The 15,692-nt window shown below is 64.9% G+C and carries 17 protein-coding genes; 4 read left to right on the top strand and 13 right to left on the bottom strand.

Going from position 1 to position 15,692, the window contains the following annotated elements:
• The first annotated feature begins 46 nt into the window (after positions 1–46).
• From gloB to fabI, 3 genes are all read left to right on the top strand, one after another.
• On the top strand, positions 47–826 hold the full coding sequence (gene gloB / locus QZ471_RS20235; protein WP_295467170.1) for a hydroxyacylglutathione hydrolase: 780 nt from the start codon (positions 47–49) through the stop codon (positions 824–826).
• A gap of 145 nt (positions 827–971) precedes the next feature.
• Complete coding sequence (locus QZ471_RS20230; protein ID WP_295467168.1) at positions 972–2,588, top strand: LysM peptidoglycan-binding domain-containing protein; 1,617 nt, start codon at positions 972–974, stop codon at positions 2,586–2,588.
• Positions 2,589–2,784: 196 nt separating this feature from the next.
• Positions 2,785–3,585, top strand: a complete 801-nt coding sequence (gene fabI / locus QZ471_RS20225) for an enoyl-ACP reductase FabI (RefSeq protein ID WP_059229359.1) — start codon at positions 2,785–2,787, stop codon at positions 3,583–3,585.
• 56 nt (positions 3,586–3,641) lie between these two features.
• Here fabI and QZ471_RS20220 read toward each other — a convergent pair whose 3' ends face one another.
• From QZ471_RS20220 to QZ471_RS20165, 12 genes are all read right to left on the bottom strand, one after another.
• Positions 3,642–4,505, bottom strand: coding sequence for a formate/nitrite transporter family protein (locus QZ471_RS20220; protein WP_295467164.1), 864 nt, complete (start codon positions 4,503–4,505; stop codon positions 3,642–3,644).
• Positions 4,505–4,750: a hypothetical protein gene (locus QZ471_RS20215; RefSeq protein ID WP_295467162.1), complete on the bottom strand. Its 246-nt coding sequence runs from the start codon at positions 4,748–4,750 to the stop codon at positions 4,505–4,507. Before QZ471_RS20215 ends, QZ471_RS20220 begins: the two co-directional genes overlap by 1 nt.
• 93 nt (positions 4,751–4,843) lie before the next feature.
• The gene (locus tag QZ471_RS20210) at positions 4,844–5,227 is read right to left on the bottom strand and encodes a response regulator (RefSeq protein WP_295467160.1); all 384 of its coding nucleotides are present in this window, start codon (positions 5,225–5,227) and stop codon (positions 4,844–4,846) included.
• A 108-nt stretch (positions 5,228–5,335) separates the two neighbouring features.
• Entirely contained in the window at positions 5,336–5,548 is a 213-nt protein-coding gene (locus QZ471_RS20205) for a hypothetical protein (RefSeq protein ID WP_295467158.1), read from the bottom strand.
• A gap of 234 nt (positions 5,549–5,782) precedes the next feature.
• A complete protein-coding gene (locus tag QZ471_RS20200) occupies positions 5,783–6,544 on the bottom strand; it encodes a 1,6-dihydroxycyclohexa-2,4-diene-1-carboxylate dehydrogenase (RefSeq protein WP_295467156.1) in 762 nt (253 codons plus the stop codon).
• A gap of 10 nt (positions 6,545–6,554) precedes the next feature.
• A complete protein-coding gene (gene benC, locus QZ471_RS20195; protein ID WP_295467154.1) occupies positions 6,555–7,577 on the bottom strand; it encodes a benzoate 1,2-dioxygenase electron transfer component BenC in 1,023 nt (340 codons plus the stop codon).
• A gap of 12 nt (positions 7,578–7,589) precedes the next feature.
• Positions 7,590–8,078 carry a benzoate 1,2-dioxygenase small subunit gene (benB, locus tag QZ471_RS20190; RefSeq protein WP_295467152.1) on the bottom strand — a complete coding sequence of 163 codons (489 nt, stop codon included), beginning with the start codon at positions 8,076–8,078 and terminating at the stop codon, positions 7,590–7,592.
• On the bottom strand, positions 8,075–9,451 hold the full coding sequence (locus tag QZ471_RS20185) for a Rieske 2Fe-2S domain-containing protein (protein WP_295467150.1): 1,377 nt from the start codon (positions 9,449–9,451) through the stop codon (positions 8,075–8,077). Before QZ471_RS20185 ends, benB begins: the two co-directional genes overlap by 4 nt.
• Before the next feature lie 86 nt (positions 9,452–9,537).
• Positions 9,538–10,506, bottom strand: coding sequence for an AraC family transcriptional regulator (locus tag QZ471_RS20180; protein ID WP_295467148.1), 969 nt, complete (start codon positions 10,504–10,506; stop codon positions 9,538–9,540).
• 92 nt (positions 10,507–10,598) lie between these two features.
• Positions 10,599–11,528, bottom strand: coding sequence for a catechol 1,2-dioxygenase (gene catA / locus QZ471_RS20175; protein WP_295467146.1), 930 nt, complete (start codon positions 11,526–11,528; stop codon positions 10,599–10,601).
• A gap of 53 nt (positions 11,529–11,581) precedes the next feature.
• Positions 11,582–11,872, bottom strand: coding sequence for a muconolactone Delta-isomerase (gene catC / locus QZ471_RS20170; protein ID WP_295467144.1), 291 nt, complete (start codon positions 11,870–11,872; stop codon positions 11,582–11,584).
• 26 nt (positions 11,873–11,898) lie between these two features.
• On the bottom strand, positions 11,899–13,020 hold the full coding sequence (locus QZ471_RS20165) for a muconate cycloisomerase family protein (protein WP_295467142.1): 1,122 nt from the start codon (positions 13,018–13,020) through the stop codon (positions 11,899–11,901).
• Between the two features lie 101 nt (positions 13,021–13,121).
• On the opposite strand from QZ471_RS20165, the gene QZ471_RS20160 reads away from it, so the two are divergent.
• Entirely contained in the window at positions 13,122–14,012 is an 891-nt protein-coding gene (locus QZ471_RS20160; RefSeq protein ID WP_295467140.1) for a LysR family transcriptional regulator, read from the top strand.
• On the opposite strand, the gene QZ471_RS20155 is transcribed toward QZ471_RS20160, so the two are convergent.
• Complete coding sequence (locus QZ471_RS20155; protein ID WP_295467138.1) at positions 14,009–15,634, bottom strand: methyl-accepting chemotaxis protein; 1,626 nt, start codon at positions 15,632–15,634, stop codon at positions 14,009–14,011. The two genes, QZ471_RS20160 and QZ471_RS20155, sit on opposite strands and share 4 nt — an antisense overlap.
• Positions 15,635–15,692 lie beyond the last annotated feature (58 nt).

The following is a 15,692-nucleotide window of genomic DNA, read 5'->3' as shown; positions in this document are numbered from 1 at the left end:
GAGACTGCTACCCTAGTGACTCGCGTCCGACCAGAGAGCTGCCCCCATGTTCGACATCCTTCCCCTGCCCGCTTTCAACGATAACTACATCTGGCTGATCAAGGACGCCTCGACGAGACGGGCGGTCGTCGTCGATCCCGGCGAGGCCGGCCCGGTCATGGCCTGGCTCGATGGTCATCCCGACTGGCAACTGAGCGACATCCTCATCACCCACCATCATCACGACCACACCGGCGGCATCGCCGCGCTCAAGCAGCGTACCGGCGCCCGGGTCACAGCGCCGGCCGACGAAGCCATCGCCGACGTCGACCTGCCACTCGCGGACGGCGATCGACTGGAGGTGCTGGACGCGATCTTCGAGGTCATCCGCGTACCGGGGCATACCGCTGGTCACCTCGCCTACTACGTCCCGGGCGAGCAACCACTGCTGTTCAGCGGCGACACCCTCTTTTCCGCAGGCTGTGGCCGACTGTTCGAAGGCACCCCGGCGCAGATGCTGAACTCCCTGCGCCGCCTGGCCAGCCTACCGGACGAGACCCGCGTCTACTGCGGTCACGAATATACCCAAAGTAATCTGCGCTTCGCCCAGGCGGTGGAGCCGGACAATGCCGCCATCCAGGCTGCCGCGGTCGAAACCCAGCGCCTGCGCGCTGTCCAGCGGCCCACGCTGCCAAGCACCCTGGGCCGCGAACGCACCATCAACCCCTTCCTGCGTAGCGGCGAAACCAATGTTCGGCAGCGTCTGCAGCAAGAGCGTGGCGTAGCGGCGGACGCGTCGGAGGATACCTTCTTCGCCGCCCTGCGCGCCTGGAAGGACACGTTCTGACACGCAATGACGAGGCCCGGTAAGGAGGCCGTGGCGCCTAGTTTTCCGTCGTCGTACAGGTCACAGGCTCGTGGGTTGTTCCTTGACCCCCCGGGAGGTGGTTCCTAGAATCGCCCATCCTCCAAATCCCGGAATGCCCAGACCGATGCCGCCAGCGACGCCGAAAACCCGCGAAATAGACGTGCTGGCCACCTCCTTCAAAGTCTCCGCGCTGTGCCTCGCTCTCTTCCTCGCCGGTTGCCAAAGCAACCAGCAACAGCCGGAAAGCGCCTACCAGGCCAATCTGGAAATGACGCCCAACAAGATGCAGCGCCCGCCAGAATGGCTGCGCAAGGCTCCAGCGGCGGCCGCCACCAGCGGTGACATCTGGGACCGGGTAAGGGACGGCTATCAACTGCAGAGCCAGGGCGAGAACACCACCAACCCGCGCATCGACCGCCAGCGGCTGTGGTACGCCAGCCACGAGGCCGCGCTGGCCCAGTCCTGCAGTCGCGGCGCGCCCTATTTGCACTACATCGTCGAGCGGCTGGAAGAGCGCAACATGCCACTGGAACTGGCACTGCTGCCGGTGGTGGAAAGCTCCTTCAATCCCAATGCCCTCTCCCGTAGCGCAGCGGCGGGCCTGTGGCAGTTCATCCCCACCACCGGCGCCTACTTCAACCTGCGCCAGACCCGCTTCTACGATGGCCGCCGCGACATCACCGCTTCCACCAATGCCGCTCTGGACTATCTGAGCAAGTTGCACGACATGTTCGGCGGCGACTGGCTGCTGGCCCTGGCCGCCTACAACGCCGGCGAAGGCACGGTCAGTCGCGCCATCGAGCGTAACCAATCACTGGGCCTGCCGACCGACTACTGGAACCTCTCCTCGCTGCCGCCGGAAACCCAGGATTACGTACCCAAGCTGCTCGCCGTCTCCCAGATCGTGCGCAACCCGGCCGCCTATGGCCTGGCGCTGGAATCGATCCCGGACGAACCCTACTTCGAAGTGGTGGACATCAAGCAGCATCTGGACCTGACCCGGGTCGCAGAGCTGGCCAACCTGGACGCCAACGAACTCTATCGGCTGAATCCGGCCTACACCCAGCGGGTGGCCATGGATGGTCCCAAGCATCTGCTGGTGCCGGCGGAAAAGGCCAAGCGCCTGGTGGCCACCCTGCCCACCATCGCCTCCGATGCCGAGGTGCAATGGCAGGAGTACCGGGTGCGCCGCGGCGACACCCTGCGCACCATCGCCAAGCGCAACAAGGTCAGCATCGAACAGCTCGCCTCGCTCAACAAGCTCAGTAGCAATACCCGCCTGGCCGCTGGCCGTGAACTGATGATCCCGCGCCGGCAAAGCGGCAACGCCACCACGCCGCTGGAGACCATCGCCGTGGCCGAAGAGCCGGTGGTGCGCACCTACAAGGTCCGCACCGGTGACAGCCTCTGGTCCATCGCCCGCGCCAACGACGTCGAACTGGCCGACCTCAAGCGCTGGAACGACCTCGGCAAGCGCGGCCTGAAGGTGGGTGAAACCCTGAAGCTGCACGGCAACGCCGTGGCGACCCGCACCACCGCCGCCGCCGTGCCGGCCTCCTACACGGTCAAGACCGCCAAGAACAGCAAGGGCGCGCCGACCTACTATCGGGTCAAGGCGGGCGATTCGCTTTATCAGATCGCCAAGCGTTACAACATCGGCGTACAGGCGCTGCAGGACTGGAATCCGCGCATCGCGTCCGCCCTGACCCCGGGCCAGACGCTGACGCTGTTCCTCAACTGAGCCGCGACCGCTCACCGCAGCGGTCATCCAGCGCTTTTGTCGAAGGTATCGACCTGCTACCTTACCGCCCCACCCGTGCCTGGCCCCTCCGGGGGACCCGGACAAGGTCTCGCTCTGCTCCGCGCAGAGCCCTGCCCAACCCGGACGCCAGCCTAGCGGCGGTCGCTCCGGATTCAACACAGAAGAGGAAAAAACCATGGGATTTCTCGCCGGTAAGCGCGTTCTCATCGTCGGCGTCGCCAGCAAGCTGTCCATCGCCTCCGGCATCGCCGCCGCCATGCATCGCGAGGGCGCGGAACTGGCCTTCACCTACCAGAACGAGAAGCTCAAGGGCCGCGTCGAGGAATTCGCCGCTGGCTGGGGCTCCAATCCCGAGCTTTGCTTCCCCTGTGACGTCGCCGATGACGCCCAGATCGAAGCCGTGTTCGCCGAGCTGGCGAAGAAGTGGGACGGTCTGGACTGCATCGTGCACTCGGTCGGCTTCGCTCCCGGCGACCAGCTGGACGGCGACTTCACCAGCGTGACCACCCGCGAAGGCTTCAAGATCGCCCACGACATCAGCGCCTACAGCTTCGTCGCCCTGGCCAAGGCCGGTCGCGAGATGATGCGCGGCCGTAACGGCAGCCTGCTGACCCTGTCCTACCTGGGTGCCGAGCGCACCATGCCCAACTACAACGTCATGGGCATGGCCAAGGCCAGCCTGGAAGCCGGCGTGCGTTACCTGGCCGGCAGCCTCGGCCCGGAAGGCACCCGCGTGAACGCAGTGTCCGCCGGTCCCATCCGCACCCTGGCCGCCTCGGGCATCAAGAGCTTCCGCAAGATGCTGGCCGCCAACGAGCGCCAGACGCCCCTGCGTCGCAACGTGACCATCGATGAGGTCGGCAACGCCGGTGCCTTCCTGTGTTCCGACCTGGCCTCGGGCATCAGTGGCGAGATCCTCTACGTCGACGGCGGTTTCAACACCACCGCGATGGGCCAGCTCAACGACGACGAGTGATAGCGGCAGTTGCCTGATCACTGTGAAGGGCCGGCAATTTGCCGGCCCTTCTGCTTTTAGCTGTCGCTGCGTACCTGCGCATGGCTGATCAGCGCGAAGATCAGACTGCCGCCAACGATGTTGCCGGCCAGGGTCGGCCCGGCGAAGGTCAGCCAGAAGTCACCCCAGCTCGCCTCTCCGGCGAACACCAGATAGGCCACCTCCAGACTGCCGACTACGATGTGGGTGAAGTCACCCAGGGCCATCAGGTAGGTGATGAGCACAATGATCCAGATCCTGGCGTGTTCCGCCGCCGGTAGCATCCAGACCATGGTGGCGATCATCCAGCCGGAGACGATGCCCTTGGCGAACATCGCCGAGGCGTCGTTCTCCATGACCTTGGTGCCGATCTCCAGAAATTTGGCGTCGGCTTTGGCATCGAACAGTGGCAGGTGGAGGATCACGTAAGCGACCAGGATGGTCCCGATGAGATTGCCCAGCAGCACCACGCCCCACAGCCGCCCCAGGCGACCGAAGTTGTGCAGGGTGGGCGCGCTCATAACCGGCAGCACCGCTGTCAGGGTGTTTTCGGTGAACAGTTGCTGGCGCGCCAGGATCACCGCCAGGAAACCGGCCGAATAACCAAAGCTGGCGATGACCTTGCTATAGCCACCCTCGGGTAGATTGGCATTGAGCAAGCCCATCGCCATCAGCGACAGCCCCATGGTCAGGCCGGCGGCCAGCGCCGACCAGAACAGTGCGGCGATGGTCCTTTCCAATTCGTGATCACCCTGGGTGCGGATGATCTCGTGCAGCACCACGGCGCGTGGCAACTGGTTCTCGTCGACGTCCTCCTCTTCTTCCCGAGTCAGCTCCGGGTCATCCGGACCCGGTTCCTTGCCCTTGTGGGGCTCTTCGGCCTTTCCCTGGTCATTGTCCATCAGATGGCCTGCTCGTCCCAGAGAAGTTCGTCGTTGTCGCCGATCTCGGTGACTCGATTGAGGGCAGCATCGGCGGCTTCTTCCGCTTCGGAGGCCAAATCGAAATGCCGCTCAGTAGCGACCTTGTGGAAGGTCGGTTTCGCGTCGTCCTGGCGGGCCTTGACCGCGATGACCGCGGCGAATCCCTGCTCAGCCGGAACAGCGGACGAGATGGCTTCGTGATGAGTGAAGTGCTTGATGGCCATGGATGCCCTGGTCTCCCAACCTGCGGCGGCCGGACTGGCCGCACCTGATCAATAGACTGTGCAAGCGGGAAAACGATCTATGGCGTGAAGCGCTCAGTTGCCGAGCAGCTTCTGCACTTGCTGATGCAGGCGTTCCAGAGAGAAAGGCTTGGTAAGCAGAGGGACGCGGCCCAAAAGCGGAGAGCCGGTATCGATGATCTCGGCGGGATAACCGCTGATGAACATGACCTTGAGATCAGGACGCAGCTTGAGCGCCGGCTCGGCAATCATGACCCCCGATACGCCATCGGGTAGCCGAAAATCGGTGATGAGCAGATCGAGGCGAGGTCTGCCGGCGAGGATGCGAAAGGCTTCTACGGAAGAAGGTGCCTGGAGAACGACGTAGCCCAGTTCAGAAAGATAGTCCGCCAGAATCATCAGTATCTGCGGCTCATCCTCGACGACCAGCACCACCTTGCCCGTTTCCACACTCACCATCGAACCCCTGTACGCACGCATTCGGCTCCCTTGGACCCAAGAGACCCGTAAAGTTCCAACTCATCGCAGTAGTTACAGGCCGCCGGCGGTACCGGCGGCCTGTCGCCATTACTGCTGTTTCTTCTGGCCTTGCTCGTTGAGGGTGGTCTTGCCGGCACCGGTCGCGGCGCCTGCGCCCTCACCGGTCTTCTGTCCGGCCGGGGTGCCCATGCCAGCGCTGTTGGCTTTCGGCGGATTACCCGCGGTTTCGGCAGCGAAGGCGGCGCCACTGACGGCGATCAGACCAGCAAACATCAGAGCAGCGGTTTTCTTTGCGTTCATGGTGAGACTCCGGGTTGATTGGACACTGTTTAGGCAGGCCAAGCGCCGATTCGTTCTCTCACCGTGCAGACGGGGGCTGTAACCGAATGCAAACTGCCCCAACAGCGGTAACCTTAACATGAAACGCCGACGCTAGAGCGGTGCGTGAAGGGTGGCTGCCGTGGTCCTCGTTCATTGGTCATTCGCGCCCTGACCGATAGGAGACGGCGTACATTGTCTCGCTGCTCGGCAGCCTTAACCTTGATCCCCGCCCCCGACGGGCAGGACGGTCCCGGTAATGTAGGAGGCGTCGTCCGAGGCCAGGAAGAGGATGGCCCCTACTTGTTCGGCCAGAGTGCCGTAGCGCCCCATAAGACTGCTTTCGCAGGTCTGGTCGACGATCTGCCGATACCACTGGCGGTCCTGCGCCGACTCCGCCTGCTCATTGCGCGGGATACGCCGTGGGGGCGCCTGGGTACCACCCGGCGCGGTGGCATTCACGCGGATACCGCGACCGGCGGTCTCGAAGGCAAGGCAGGCGGTCAGGGCGTTCACACCGCCCTTGGCAGCGCCATAAGGCACCCGGTTGATACCGCGGGTGGCAACGGACGACACATTGACGATGGCGCCCTGCCCTCGCGCCAGCATCAGCGGGAGCACCGCATGGCAGCACCAGAGCGTGGGAAACAGCGAGCGACGGATTTCCGCTTCGATCTCTTCGATCTGGTAATGCTCGAAGGGCTTGGCCCAGATAGTGCCCCCGACATTATTGATCAGCACATCGATTCGTCCCTGCCAGGCCTGCGCCTCGCCGAAGACCCGCTGGCACTCTTCGGCGCGCTCGAGATCGGCGGTGAGGGTCAGGCTGAAGTCATCCCTCAACTCATGGACCAGCTCCGAACGATCGATGGCCACCAGCCGCGCCCCTTCCACCCGCAACCGTTCAGCCACCGCTCGCCCTATGCCTTGCGCCGCGCCGGTCACCACCGCGACTTTGTTGGAAAATCGGCCATTCATGGGGTTCTCCTCAGGCGGCATTGCCGGTAGTCACGACCGTGGGCGTGAATTTCTCGTAGTGGAAGCTGGCGGGCTCGATGCCCTGCTCGCCCAGGTAATGACGAACCGCATCCACCATGGGCGGCGGGCCACAGAGGTAGATATCGACCTCGCCGCCGTTCAGTGCCTGCGCCGGCAGGTGCTGGGTCACGTAGCCCTGACGCGGATGCCGGGTTCGGGGGTCCGCGACGCAGGTCAGGATGCGCAGTCCGGGCAGTTGGCGGGTAAAGGATTCCAGCTCGTCGACCAGTACCAGGTCCTCGTCGCGAGTCACGCCGTAGAGCAGCTGGATCGGCTGCTGGCAGCCCTGCTCGGCCAGCACCGCCAACATCGACAGGAAGGGCGCGAGCCCGGTACCGCCGGCTAGGAACAGCAACGGCCGGCTGACTTCGCGCAGAAAGAAGCTGCCCAGGGGGCCACTCAGGCGCAACTGTTCGCCGACACGCGCCTGGGCCAACCAGCCGCTCATGAGTCCGCCAGGCACCTGCTTGATGAGAAAGCTGGCCGCCATCTTTCCGGGCCGGCTGCTGAAGGAGTAGGCCCGAGTCTGGCCGCTACCCGGCACTTCCAGGTTCATGTACTGCCCTGGAAGGAAGTCCGCCGCACGCTCCAGGGTCAGGCGCAGAACAACTGCGGCGTCGCCCAGTTGCTCGAGTTCGGCGACGCTGGCCTGGTAGGTGGCGACGCCGGTCTTGCAACGGGCCGCGGGGACGGGGATGCGCAGGACGCAATCTGAAGTCACCGTCATCTGGCAGGTCAGCACCCGGCCTTCGGCGGCTTCGCTGGCGCTCAAGGCATCTTCGAGGTAGTCCTCGCCGAGGGCATAGTCACCCTTCTCGCAAAGGCACTTGCAGGTGCCACAGACGCCGTCGGAGCAGTCCATGGGCAGGTTGATACGCTGGCGGTAGGCGGCGTCGAGCACCGTCTCGCCGGGGTTGCAGTCGATGAAGCGGGTGACGCCGTCTTCGAACGTCAGGGCCAGGGTATAGCTCATGGCGGCGTCCTTCTAGCAGTGGTAGATGTCGATGACCTGGTGGATGTAGTCGTTCTTCAGCACTACCTTCTTGCGGGTGATAAGCGGCTGTTCACCGCGCAGATCCAGTCCATAGAAGGAGGTACCGAAGTAGACGTCGGTGGTGCGATAGCGATGGCTCAGGGTCTGCCAGTTGAAGCGCAGCTCGGCCGTCTCGCCATCCATCGCCAAGACTTCCAGATTGGCGATGAAGTGGGCCGTACGCGGCTCCGGGGTGCTGGCACTGGAGCGCTCGGTCTTGATGCGGAAGATGCGATCCTCCAGCCCTTCACGATTGGGGTAATAGATCAGGGAGATATGCGCCTGGGGGTCCTCAACCAACTGGTCGTTGTCGTCCCAGGCGGGCATCCAGAACTGCACCTGGGGGCTGTAGCAGGCGAGCCAATCGTCCCACTGGCGATCATCCAGCAGGCGCGCTTCGCGGTGGACGAAATCGAGAAGCTGGCAGGGGGTGGTGTTCATGCGGCGCTCTCCCCATCGGTAGCGACCAGCTTGGCGCGCTCCCGCTCGATGGCCTGTCCCAGGGCCTGGACCCAGTAGGCATGCTGGCGTACGAAGAGGCCTTCGTCCTCGGTGCGGGGACCAGACAGCAGCGGCGTCATGCCCAGTGCCCGGGCGTTGTCGTCCGCGCCCGTTTGCCAGTGCCGCGCGCCGCGGGAAAGGTCGTTCCACAGATCGGTATTGCCTTGGTAGCCGCTCTGGCAGGCGCGGAATTCCTCCAGGTCGTCTGGCGTACCCATGCCACTGACGTTGAAGAAGTCTTCGTACTGGCGGATGCGCAGGGCGCGGTCGGCGGCGCTTTCGCCCTTGGGGGCGAAGCAATAGATGGTCACCTCGGTCTTGTCGACCGCCAGGGGCCGCACCACCCGGATCTGGGTGGAGAACTGATCCATCAGGTAGACGTTGGGATACAGGCACAGGTTGCGGGTCTGGCCGACGATGAGATCGGCCCGTTGCGCACCGAGCCGCTCCCGAAGCGCCTCGCGGTGCTGGTACACCGGACGCACCTCGGGATTGAGCAACTGGGTCCAGAGCAGGAGGTGGCCGTGCGCGAAACCGTAGACACCGCCGACGCTCTTGGACCAGCCGTTGGCGTCCACGGTGCGGGTGCCCTCGGCTTCGTAGTTGCGCCGCTGCATGGTGGCGGAGTAATTCCAGTGCACGGAGCTGACGTGGTAGCCGTCCGCGCCGTTCTCCATCTGCAGCTTCCAGTTGCCGTCGTAGGTGTAGGTGGAATTGCCGCGCAGCACCTCGATACCTTCGGGCGCCTGGTCGACGATCTGGTCGATGATGACGCGGGTTTCGCCGAGGTAGTCGGACAGCTCGGGCACCGCCGCGCTGAGCGAGCCGAACAGGAAGCCGCGATAGCTCTCGAAGCGGGCCAGGCGGGTCAGGTCATGGGAGCCGTTGCAGTCGAACTGCTGCGGATAGGCGCCGTGCTTGCCATCCTTGACCTTGAGCAACTTGCCGCTGTTGCTGAAGGTCCAGCCGTGGAAGGGACAGGTGAAGGAGCTCTTGTTGCCTTGCCTGCGCCGGCACAGCATGGCACCGCGGTGGGCGCAGGCGTTGACCAGGCCGTGCAGCTCGCCCTGCTTGTCGCGGGTGATCACTACCGGCTGGCGGCCGATCCAGGTGGTGAAGTAGTCATGGATCTCGGGGAACTGGCTTTCGTGGGCCAGGTAGACCCAGCCACCTTCGAAGAGGTGCTTGAGCTCCAGTTCGAACAGCTCGGGATCGGTGAAGACGCTGCGGCGGCAGCGGAAGACGCCACGGGCAGGGTCGTCTTCGACGGCGTCGGCAACCTGCCGGGCGAGGCGGTCGAGTATGCTGATCATGGGATTCACCCTCGGTTGTTGTTGTATCAGGCCAACCCAGGGTAGAAGCGGCGGTACCCCAGCCAATAGCCGAGGCGTGCGGATCGCTATCCGCCGTGTGCGCCCTCCTCGCGCCCGCGCTTCCAGGTGGCCGAGGGCAGCTCGCCGAACCTCTTGCGATAAAGCTCGGCGAAGCGCCCCAGGTGCACGAAACCAAGATCCAGGGCCACGACGGTGACACTGCTGGCGCGCGGGTCCAGCAACCGTTGCCGCACGCGTTCCAGCTTGCATTGGCGGATGTAATCTCCCGGCGCGATACCGACGTGGCGCTCGAACAGGCTGTAAAGGGTGCGCCGGCTGACGTTGGCTACCTGCATCAAGCGCTCGACGCTGATCTCTTCAGCGAGGTGTTCGTCAATGAAGGCCTGCAGCCGCTCGAAGCGTTGGCCGCTGGTGGCGAACACGGCAGGCATCGACCAGGTGCTGTTCTCCACCAGCGCCAGGAGCTTGCTGGCTACCAGGCGCTCGTACAGCGCCGAGATGCCGGGCGTGGCCACCTCCTCCGCCTCCTGGCACAGCAGCTCCAGCAGTGCCAGGAAGCTGCCCACGGCGGCAGCGCCACCGGCCCGGGGTTCGAAGCGCACACCCGTGGCGGGGAGTGGACACCCCTGGGTCAGGCAGGCGGTCTCCAGCACCCGCACGGGCAGGGTGAGAATGAATTTCTCGCAGTCTTCCGAGTAGGTGAGGTCGACCGGCTCGTCGGGATTGATCAGCAGCATCTGCCCCGGCGCATACACCCGCTCCCGCCCTGCCCCGCGCGCCAGGCAGCGCCCTCGGAGTAACACCTGCAGGTGAAAGACGCTTTCCAGCGCCGGACTGGTGACCTGCACCTGCCCGCCATAGCTCAGGCGGCAAAGATCGAGACTGGAAAAGCTCCGGTGCAGAATGCTCGCCTGCGGCCGGCTGCGCACCGGCAGGCGAATGCGATGCTGGCCGACGTGCTCGTTGACGTAGGCCGATACGGTAGCCGCATCGGCCTGGGCGAACACCAGGCTGCGCTCGCTGAGCAAGGTCATGGCAGAACCCCTCTTGTTGTTCTATTCAGTCGAGGCGAACGGCAAAGCCCGGGACGCAAGACGCCCCGGGCTTTCAATGGATCGGAACTGGCTCAGGCCTCCAGCGCACGCACCCGCTCGCGACGTCCTTCGGCGGCCGGCTCGGCGGCGGGCTGCAGCTCGAAGTCGAACTCGATCTCGGCGAAACGGCCAGACACGCCCAGGGCCTCGGCACGGGCCGGGTCTTCGCTGAAGGTGATCTCGGCGATCAATTCGTCACGGGTGGCATAGGCGAAGTCGTCGTGCAGGTACTGATCGCCGGCCAGGTTGATCTGGGTGGTCAGGTGCCGGTGCTGCGGTGCGGAGATGAAGAAGTGCACGTGGGCCGGACGCTGACCATGGCGACCGAGCTGATCGAGCAACTGCTGGGTGGGGCCATCCGGCGGGCAACCGTAGCCGGACGGCACGATGCTCTGGAAACGATAGCGTCCTTCGCTGTCGGTGACGATACGGCGGCGCAGGTTGAATTCGGACTGGCTTGGATCGAAGTAGGAATAGGTGCCGCCGGTGTTGGCGTGCCAGACATCGACGATGGCGCCGGCCAGCGGTTGGCCATTCACGTCGCGGACCACACCCTGCATGAACAGCGGTGTACCGGCGTCGGTACCGTCATCCAGGCGCGCACTCCCTTCGCACAGCGGCGCCCCGGCCACATACAGCGGACCTTCGATGGTCCGCGGAGTACCGCCGACCAGGCCGCGTGCGGCGTCTTCGGCATCCAGACGCAGGTCCAGGTAGTGCTCCAGGCCCAGGCCGGCCACCACCAGCCCTGCTTCCTGGCGGGCCCCTAGCACATTGAGGTAGTGCACGGCGGCCCAGAATTCCTCGGTGGTGATGTCCAGGTCGTCGATGATCTTGATGGTGTCGGTCAGCACCCGATGCAAGATGGCTTTCATGCGCGGATTGCCGCCGGCCTGCTCGAAACCACTGACGGTTTCGAAGAATTTCTGCACGTCGGCGGTCTGGGCGATGCGTACGGTCATGGTGAGCGTCCTCGTATTGTTCTTGTCAGGCAGTCAGGCAAGGTACAGCGTGATCAGCGATCGTCGGCGTGAATCGACGACGGGTGTCGGCACAGCGCGGAGACCTCGATCTCCATGTAGGGATACAGCGGCAATTGCATCAGGGTGTCGTGCAGCGCCTGGGTATCGGGTACGTCGAACAGGCTCACGTTGGCGTAGAGCCCGGCGATACGCCAGAGGTGACGCCAGGTGCCTTCGCGTTGCAGGCGCTGGGCCAGCTCCTTTTCGTCGGCCTTGAGCCGGGCGGCCTGCTCGGCGGGCATGTCGGTGGGTAGCTTCACGGTCATGCGGACATGGAACAGCATCTCGAAGACTCCTCTCTCGAAGGTGATCAGCGACGGGTGAAGCGCGCCAGGCGCTCTTCGTCGAGGGCGATGCCCAGGCCGGGCGCGGACGGTATCAGCAGGTGGAAATCCTGGTAGCGCGGCGGCTCGACGAGGATGTCCTCGGTCAGCAGCAGTGGGCCGAAGAGTTCGGTGTGCCATTCCAGGCGGTCCAGGGTGGCGAAGGCATGGGCGCTGGCCAGGGTGCCGATGCTGCCTTCGAGCATGGTGCCGCCGTAGAGGCCGATGCCCGCGGCTTCGGCGATGGCGGCCGCGCGCAGCACGGCGCGGGGACCACCGGTCTTGGCGATCTTCAGGGCGAAGATGGGCGCGACGCCGGCCTGGGCCAGGGCGAAGGCATCCGGCACCGATTCGATGGCTTCGTCGGCCATCAGCGGGATCGGACTATGGGCGTTGAGGCGGGCCATGCCCAGGCGATCATGGCGCGGCAGGGGCTGCTCGATCAGCTCGACGCCTACCTCGGCCAATTCACGCGCGGCCTTGATGGCCACCGCCTCGCTCCAGGCCTGGTTGACGTCGACCCGGACGGATGCCCGGTCGCCGAGGGCATTCTTGATCTCGCCGACATGGGCGACGTCCTGCGCCGGGGTTCGGCTGCCGATCTTGAGCTTGAAGTGACGGTGGCGGCGCAGATCGAGCATCCGCTCGGCCTCTTCGATATCGCGGGCGGTATCGCCGCTGGCCAGGGTCCAGGCGCATTCCACGCCGTCGCGTACCCGTCCGCCGAGCAATTCGGCTACCGGCAGGCCCAGGCGCTTGCCCTGGGCATCCAGGATGGCGGTCTCGACCGCACTGCGGGCGAAGGTGTTGCCCCTTACGCTACGGTCGAGGCGCTGCATGGCGGCGTTGAGGTTGGTGGCGTCCTGGCCCAGCAGCAGGGGGGCGATCCAGGTATCGAGATTGGTCTTGATGCTTTCCGGGCTTTCCCCGGCATAGCTCAGGCCGCCGATGGTAGTGGCCTCACCCAGGCCGACGATACCGTCGCTGCAGTGGAGCCTCAGGATCACCAGCGTCTGACCGTGCATGGTGTGCATGGCCAGCTTGTGCGGGCGGATGGTCGGCAGGTCGACGATCAAGGTCTCCAGCCGTTCGAAAGTAGGACGGGCCATGGGCTTTGTACCGATGCGCGTTGTTATTTGAGCCGAGATTGACGCGCCGGAAGACCTCCGTCCAATATGGATTAGGTCTGGCTTCATACCCTGGAGGTATCGTGGAACTGCGGCAGCTGCGCTATTTTCGTGTCCTGGCGAACACCCTGAACTTCACCCGCGCCGCCGAGCTGCTGCATATCGCCCAGCCACCGCTGAGCCGGCAGATCCAGCAGATGGAAGAGGAACTCGGGGTGACGCTGGTGGAGCGCGGGCGCCCGCTCAAGCTGACCGATGCCGGGCGCTTCTTCAACGAGCAGGCCTCGCAACTGCTCGAACAGTTCGAACGCCTTTGCGCCGATACCCGACGCATGAGTGCGGCCAGCCGCCGCTTCCTCAGCATCGGCTTCGCGCCCTCGACGTTGTATGGCCAGTTGCCGGAACTGATTCGCCGTCTGCGCGCCCATGGCGACATCGAGCTGAACCTCGCCGAGTTGATCACCCTGCAGCAGATCGAGGCCTTGAAAACCGGGCGTATCGACATCGGCTTCGGTCGCATCTTCCTCGACGACCCGGCCATCACCCAGTTCGTGCTACGCGAAGACCCGCTGGTGGCCGTACTGCCCCAGGGTCATCCGCTGTTGGCGGGGCCGGTGAGCCTGGCCCAGCTCGCCGAGCAGCCGTTCATCCTCTACCCCGGCTCGCCCCGCCCCAGCTATGCGGATCACGTGCTCAAGCTGTTCGCCAGCGAAGGCCTGAGCATCCATGTGGCCCAGACCCCTAACGAGCTGCAGACCGCCATCGGTCTGGTGGCGGCCGGCGTCGGCGTGACCCTGGTGCCGGCCTCGGTGCAGCGCCTGCACCGCGACGACATCGGCTACACCGCCCTGCTGGACTCCCAGGCGACCTCGCCCATCGTCGTCAGCCACCGCACCGGCGACGGCTCGGCGATGCTGCTGGAGGTGTTGGCGGAGTTGCAGCAACTCGCGCCCGTGCCGGCTGCCTCGGACTAGACGGCGAACTCCTGCACCATCCGATTCAGGCCGACGGCGAGCCTCGACACTTCGGCGCTGGCCGTGGCGGTCTGGGTCGCACCCGCCGCGCTCTGGGTCGCGAGATCGCGGATACTGGTGATGTTGCGGTCGATCTCTCGCGCCACCTGAGCCTGCTCTTCCGCCGCGGTGGCGATCACGGCGTTGCGGTCGTTGATCTGGCCGATGGAGCCGGCGATCTGCTCCAGCGAAGCATTGGCCAGTTGCGCCACCGCGCTGGAATCGCCAGCCAGTTGCTGACTCTGTTCCATGGCCCGTACGGCCTGGGACGAATCCTCCTGGATGGCGCCGATCATCTGCTCGATTTCCCGGGTCGACTGCTGGGTACGATGGGCCAGTGCCCGTACCTCGTCGGCTACCACGGCGAAGCCACGGCCCTGCTCGCCGGCCCGCGCCGCCTCGATGGCCGCGTTCAGCGCCAGCAGGTTGGTCTGCTCGGCGATGGAGCGGATCACCTCGACCACGGTGCTGATGTCCTGGGCGCGGGACGACAGCGCCCGTACCTGCTCGCTGGTGCTGAGCACGTTGCGGGTCAGGGCTTCGATGGAGTGGACGGTGCGCGCCACCTTGTCCAGGCCTTCCTCGGTCAGGTCCTGGGTATGGCGAGAGGTGGTCGCGGCATCGGCGGCGTTGAGCGCCACCTCGTCCACCGCCGAACTCATCTCGGTCACGGCGCTGGCGGCCTGGTTGACCTCGTCGTTCTGGCGGATCAGGCCACGACTGGCCTCGTCGATCACGGCCGTCATCTCTTCCGCGGCGGAGGCCAGCTGGGTCGAACTGTCGGCGATGTGGGAAACGGTCTGGCGCAGATTGCCCTGCATCTGGGCCAGGGCCTGGAGCAACCCGGCGGCCTCGTCACGACCGACCACGGTGATCCGCTCGGTCAGGTCCTTGCGGGCGATGCGCTCGGCGATGCGGAGCGCTTCACCCACGGGTCGGGTGATGCTGCGCACCAGCAGCAGCGCCAATACCACGGTGGCCAGGATAGTCAGGCCAATCAAGCCGTAGACCCAGGCCAGACCACTGCTGAAGGTCGTTCCGGCGGCCACCCCGGCAGCCTGGGCGCCCCGCTCGTTGAAGGCCATCAGGTCGGCGATGTTCTTCTCCAGGGCGTTAGTGAGCGGACGGATGGAAGTATTGATCAGGGCGACCGCGCCAGCATTGTCACCGGCGCGCAACTTGGGTTCGAAGGCGTCCAGCAACTGGCTATAGCTCTCGGCCCCCTTGACGACGGCTGCATACAGCCGGCGATCCTCATCGTTGGCCACGGTGGCTTCGTAGCCCTTCACGGCATCGAAGAAAGCTTTGCGATAACCGGGAAAGGCGTTGATGGTCTGCTCACGCAGGGTGGCGTCGGGCGTGGTGGTGCCCCTCAGGCTTTCCAGACGCAGCCGCAGCAGCCCGCTGCCCATACGGGCGGCGAGCTGGTTGCCTGGCAGCCAGTTGGTCTCGACATCCTGCTCAGCGTCGTACAGCCGATTCATCTGCACCACGGCCACAGCGCCAAGGGCGAAAACGATCAGCACGATGACCGAAAAGAACAGCAGAGCACGCGGTGCGACCTTCAGACTACGCAGACTCATAGAGCGACATCCCTGAGATAGATTGACTAAAGGGCTATCGACGGCACTCCACAGCCTT

Origin of the sequence: uncultured Pseudomonas sp., from assembly GCF_913774235.1 — a bacterium.
Classification (GTDB): Bacteria; Pseudomonadota; Gammaproteobacteria; order Pseudomonadales; family Pseudomonadaceae; genus Chryseomonas.
Note: the sequence above shows the minus strand (reverse complement) of the source record. Positions and strands in the feature narration are given on the sequence as shown.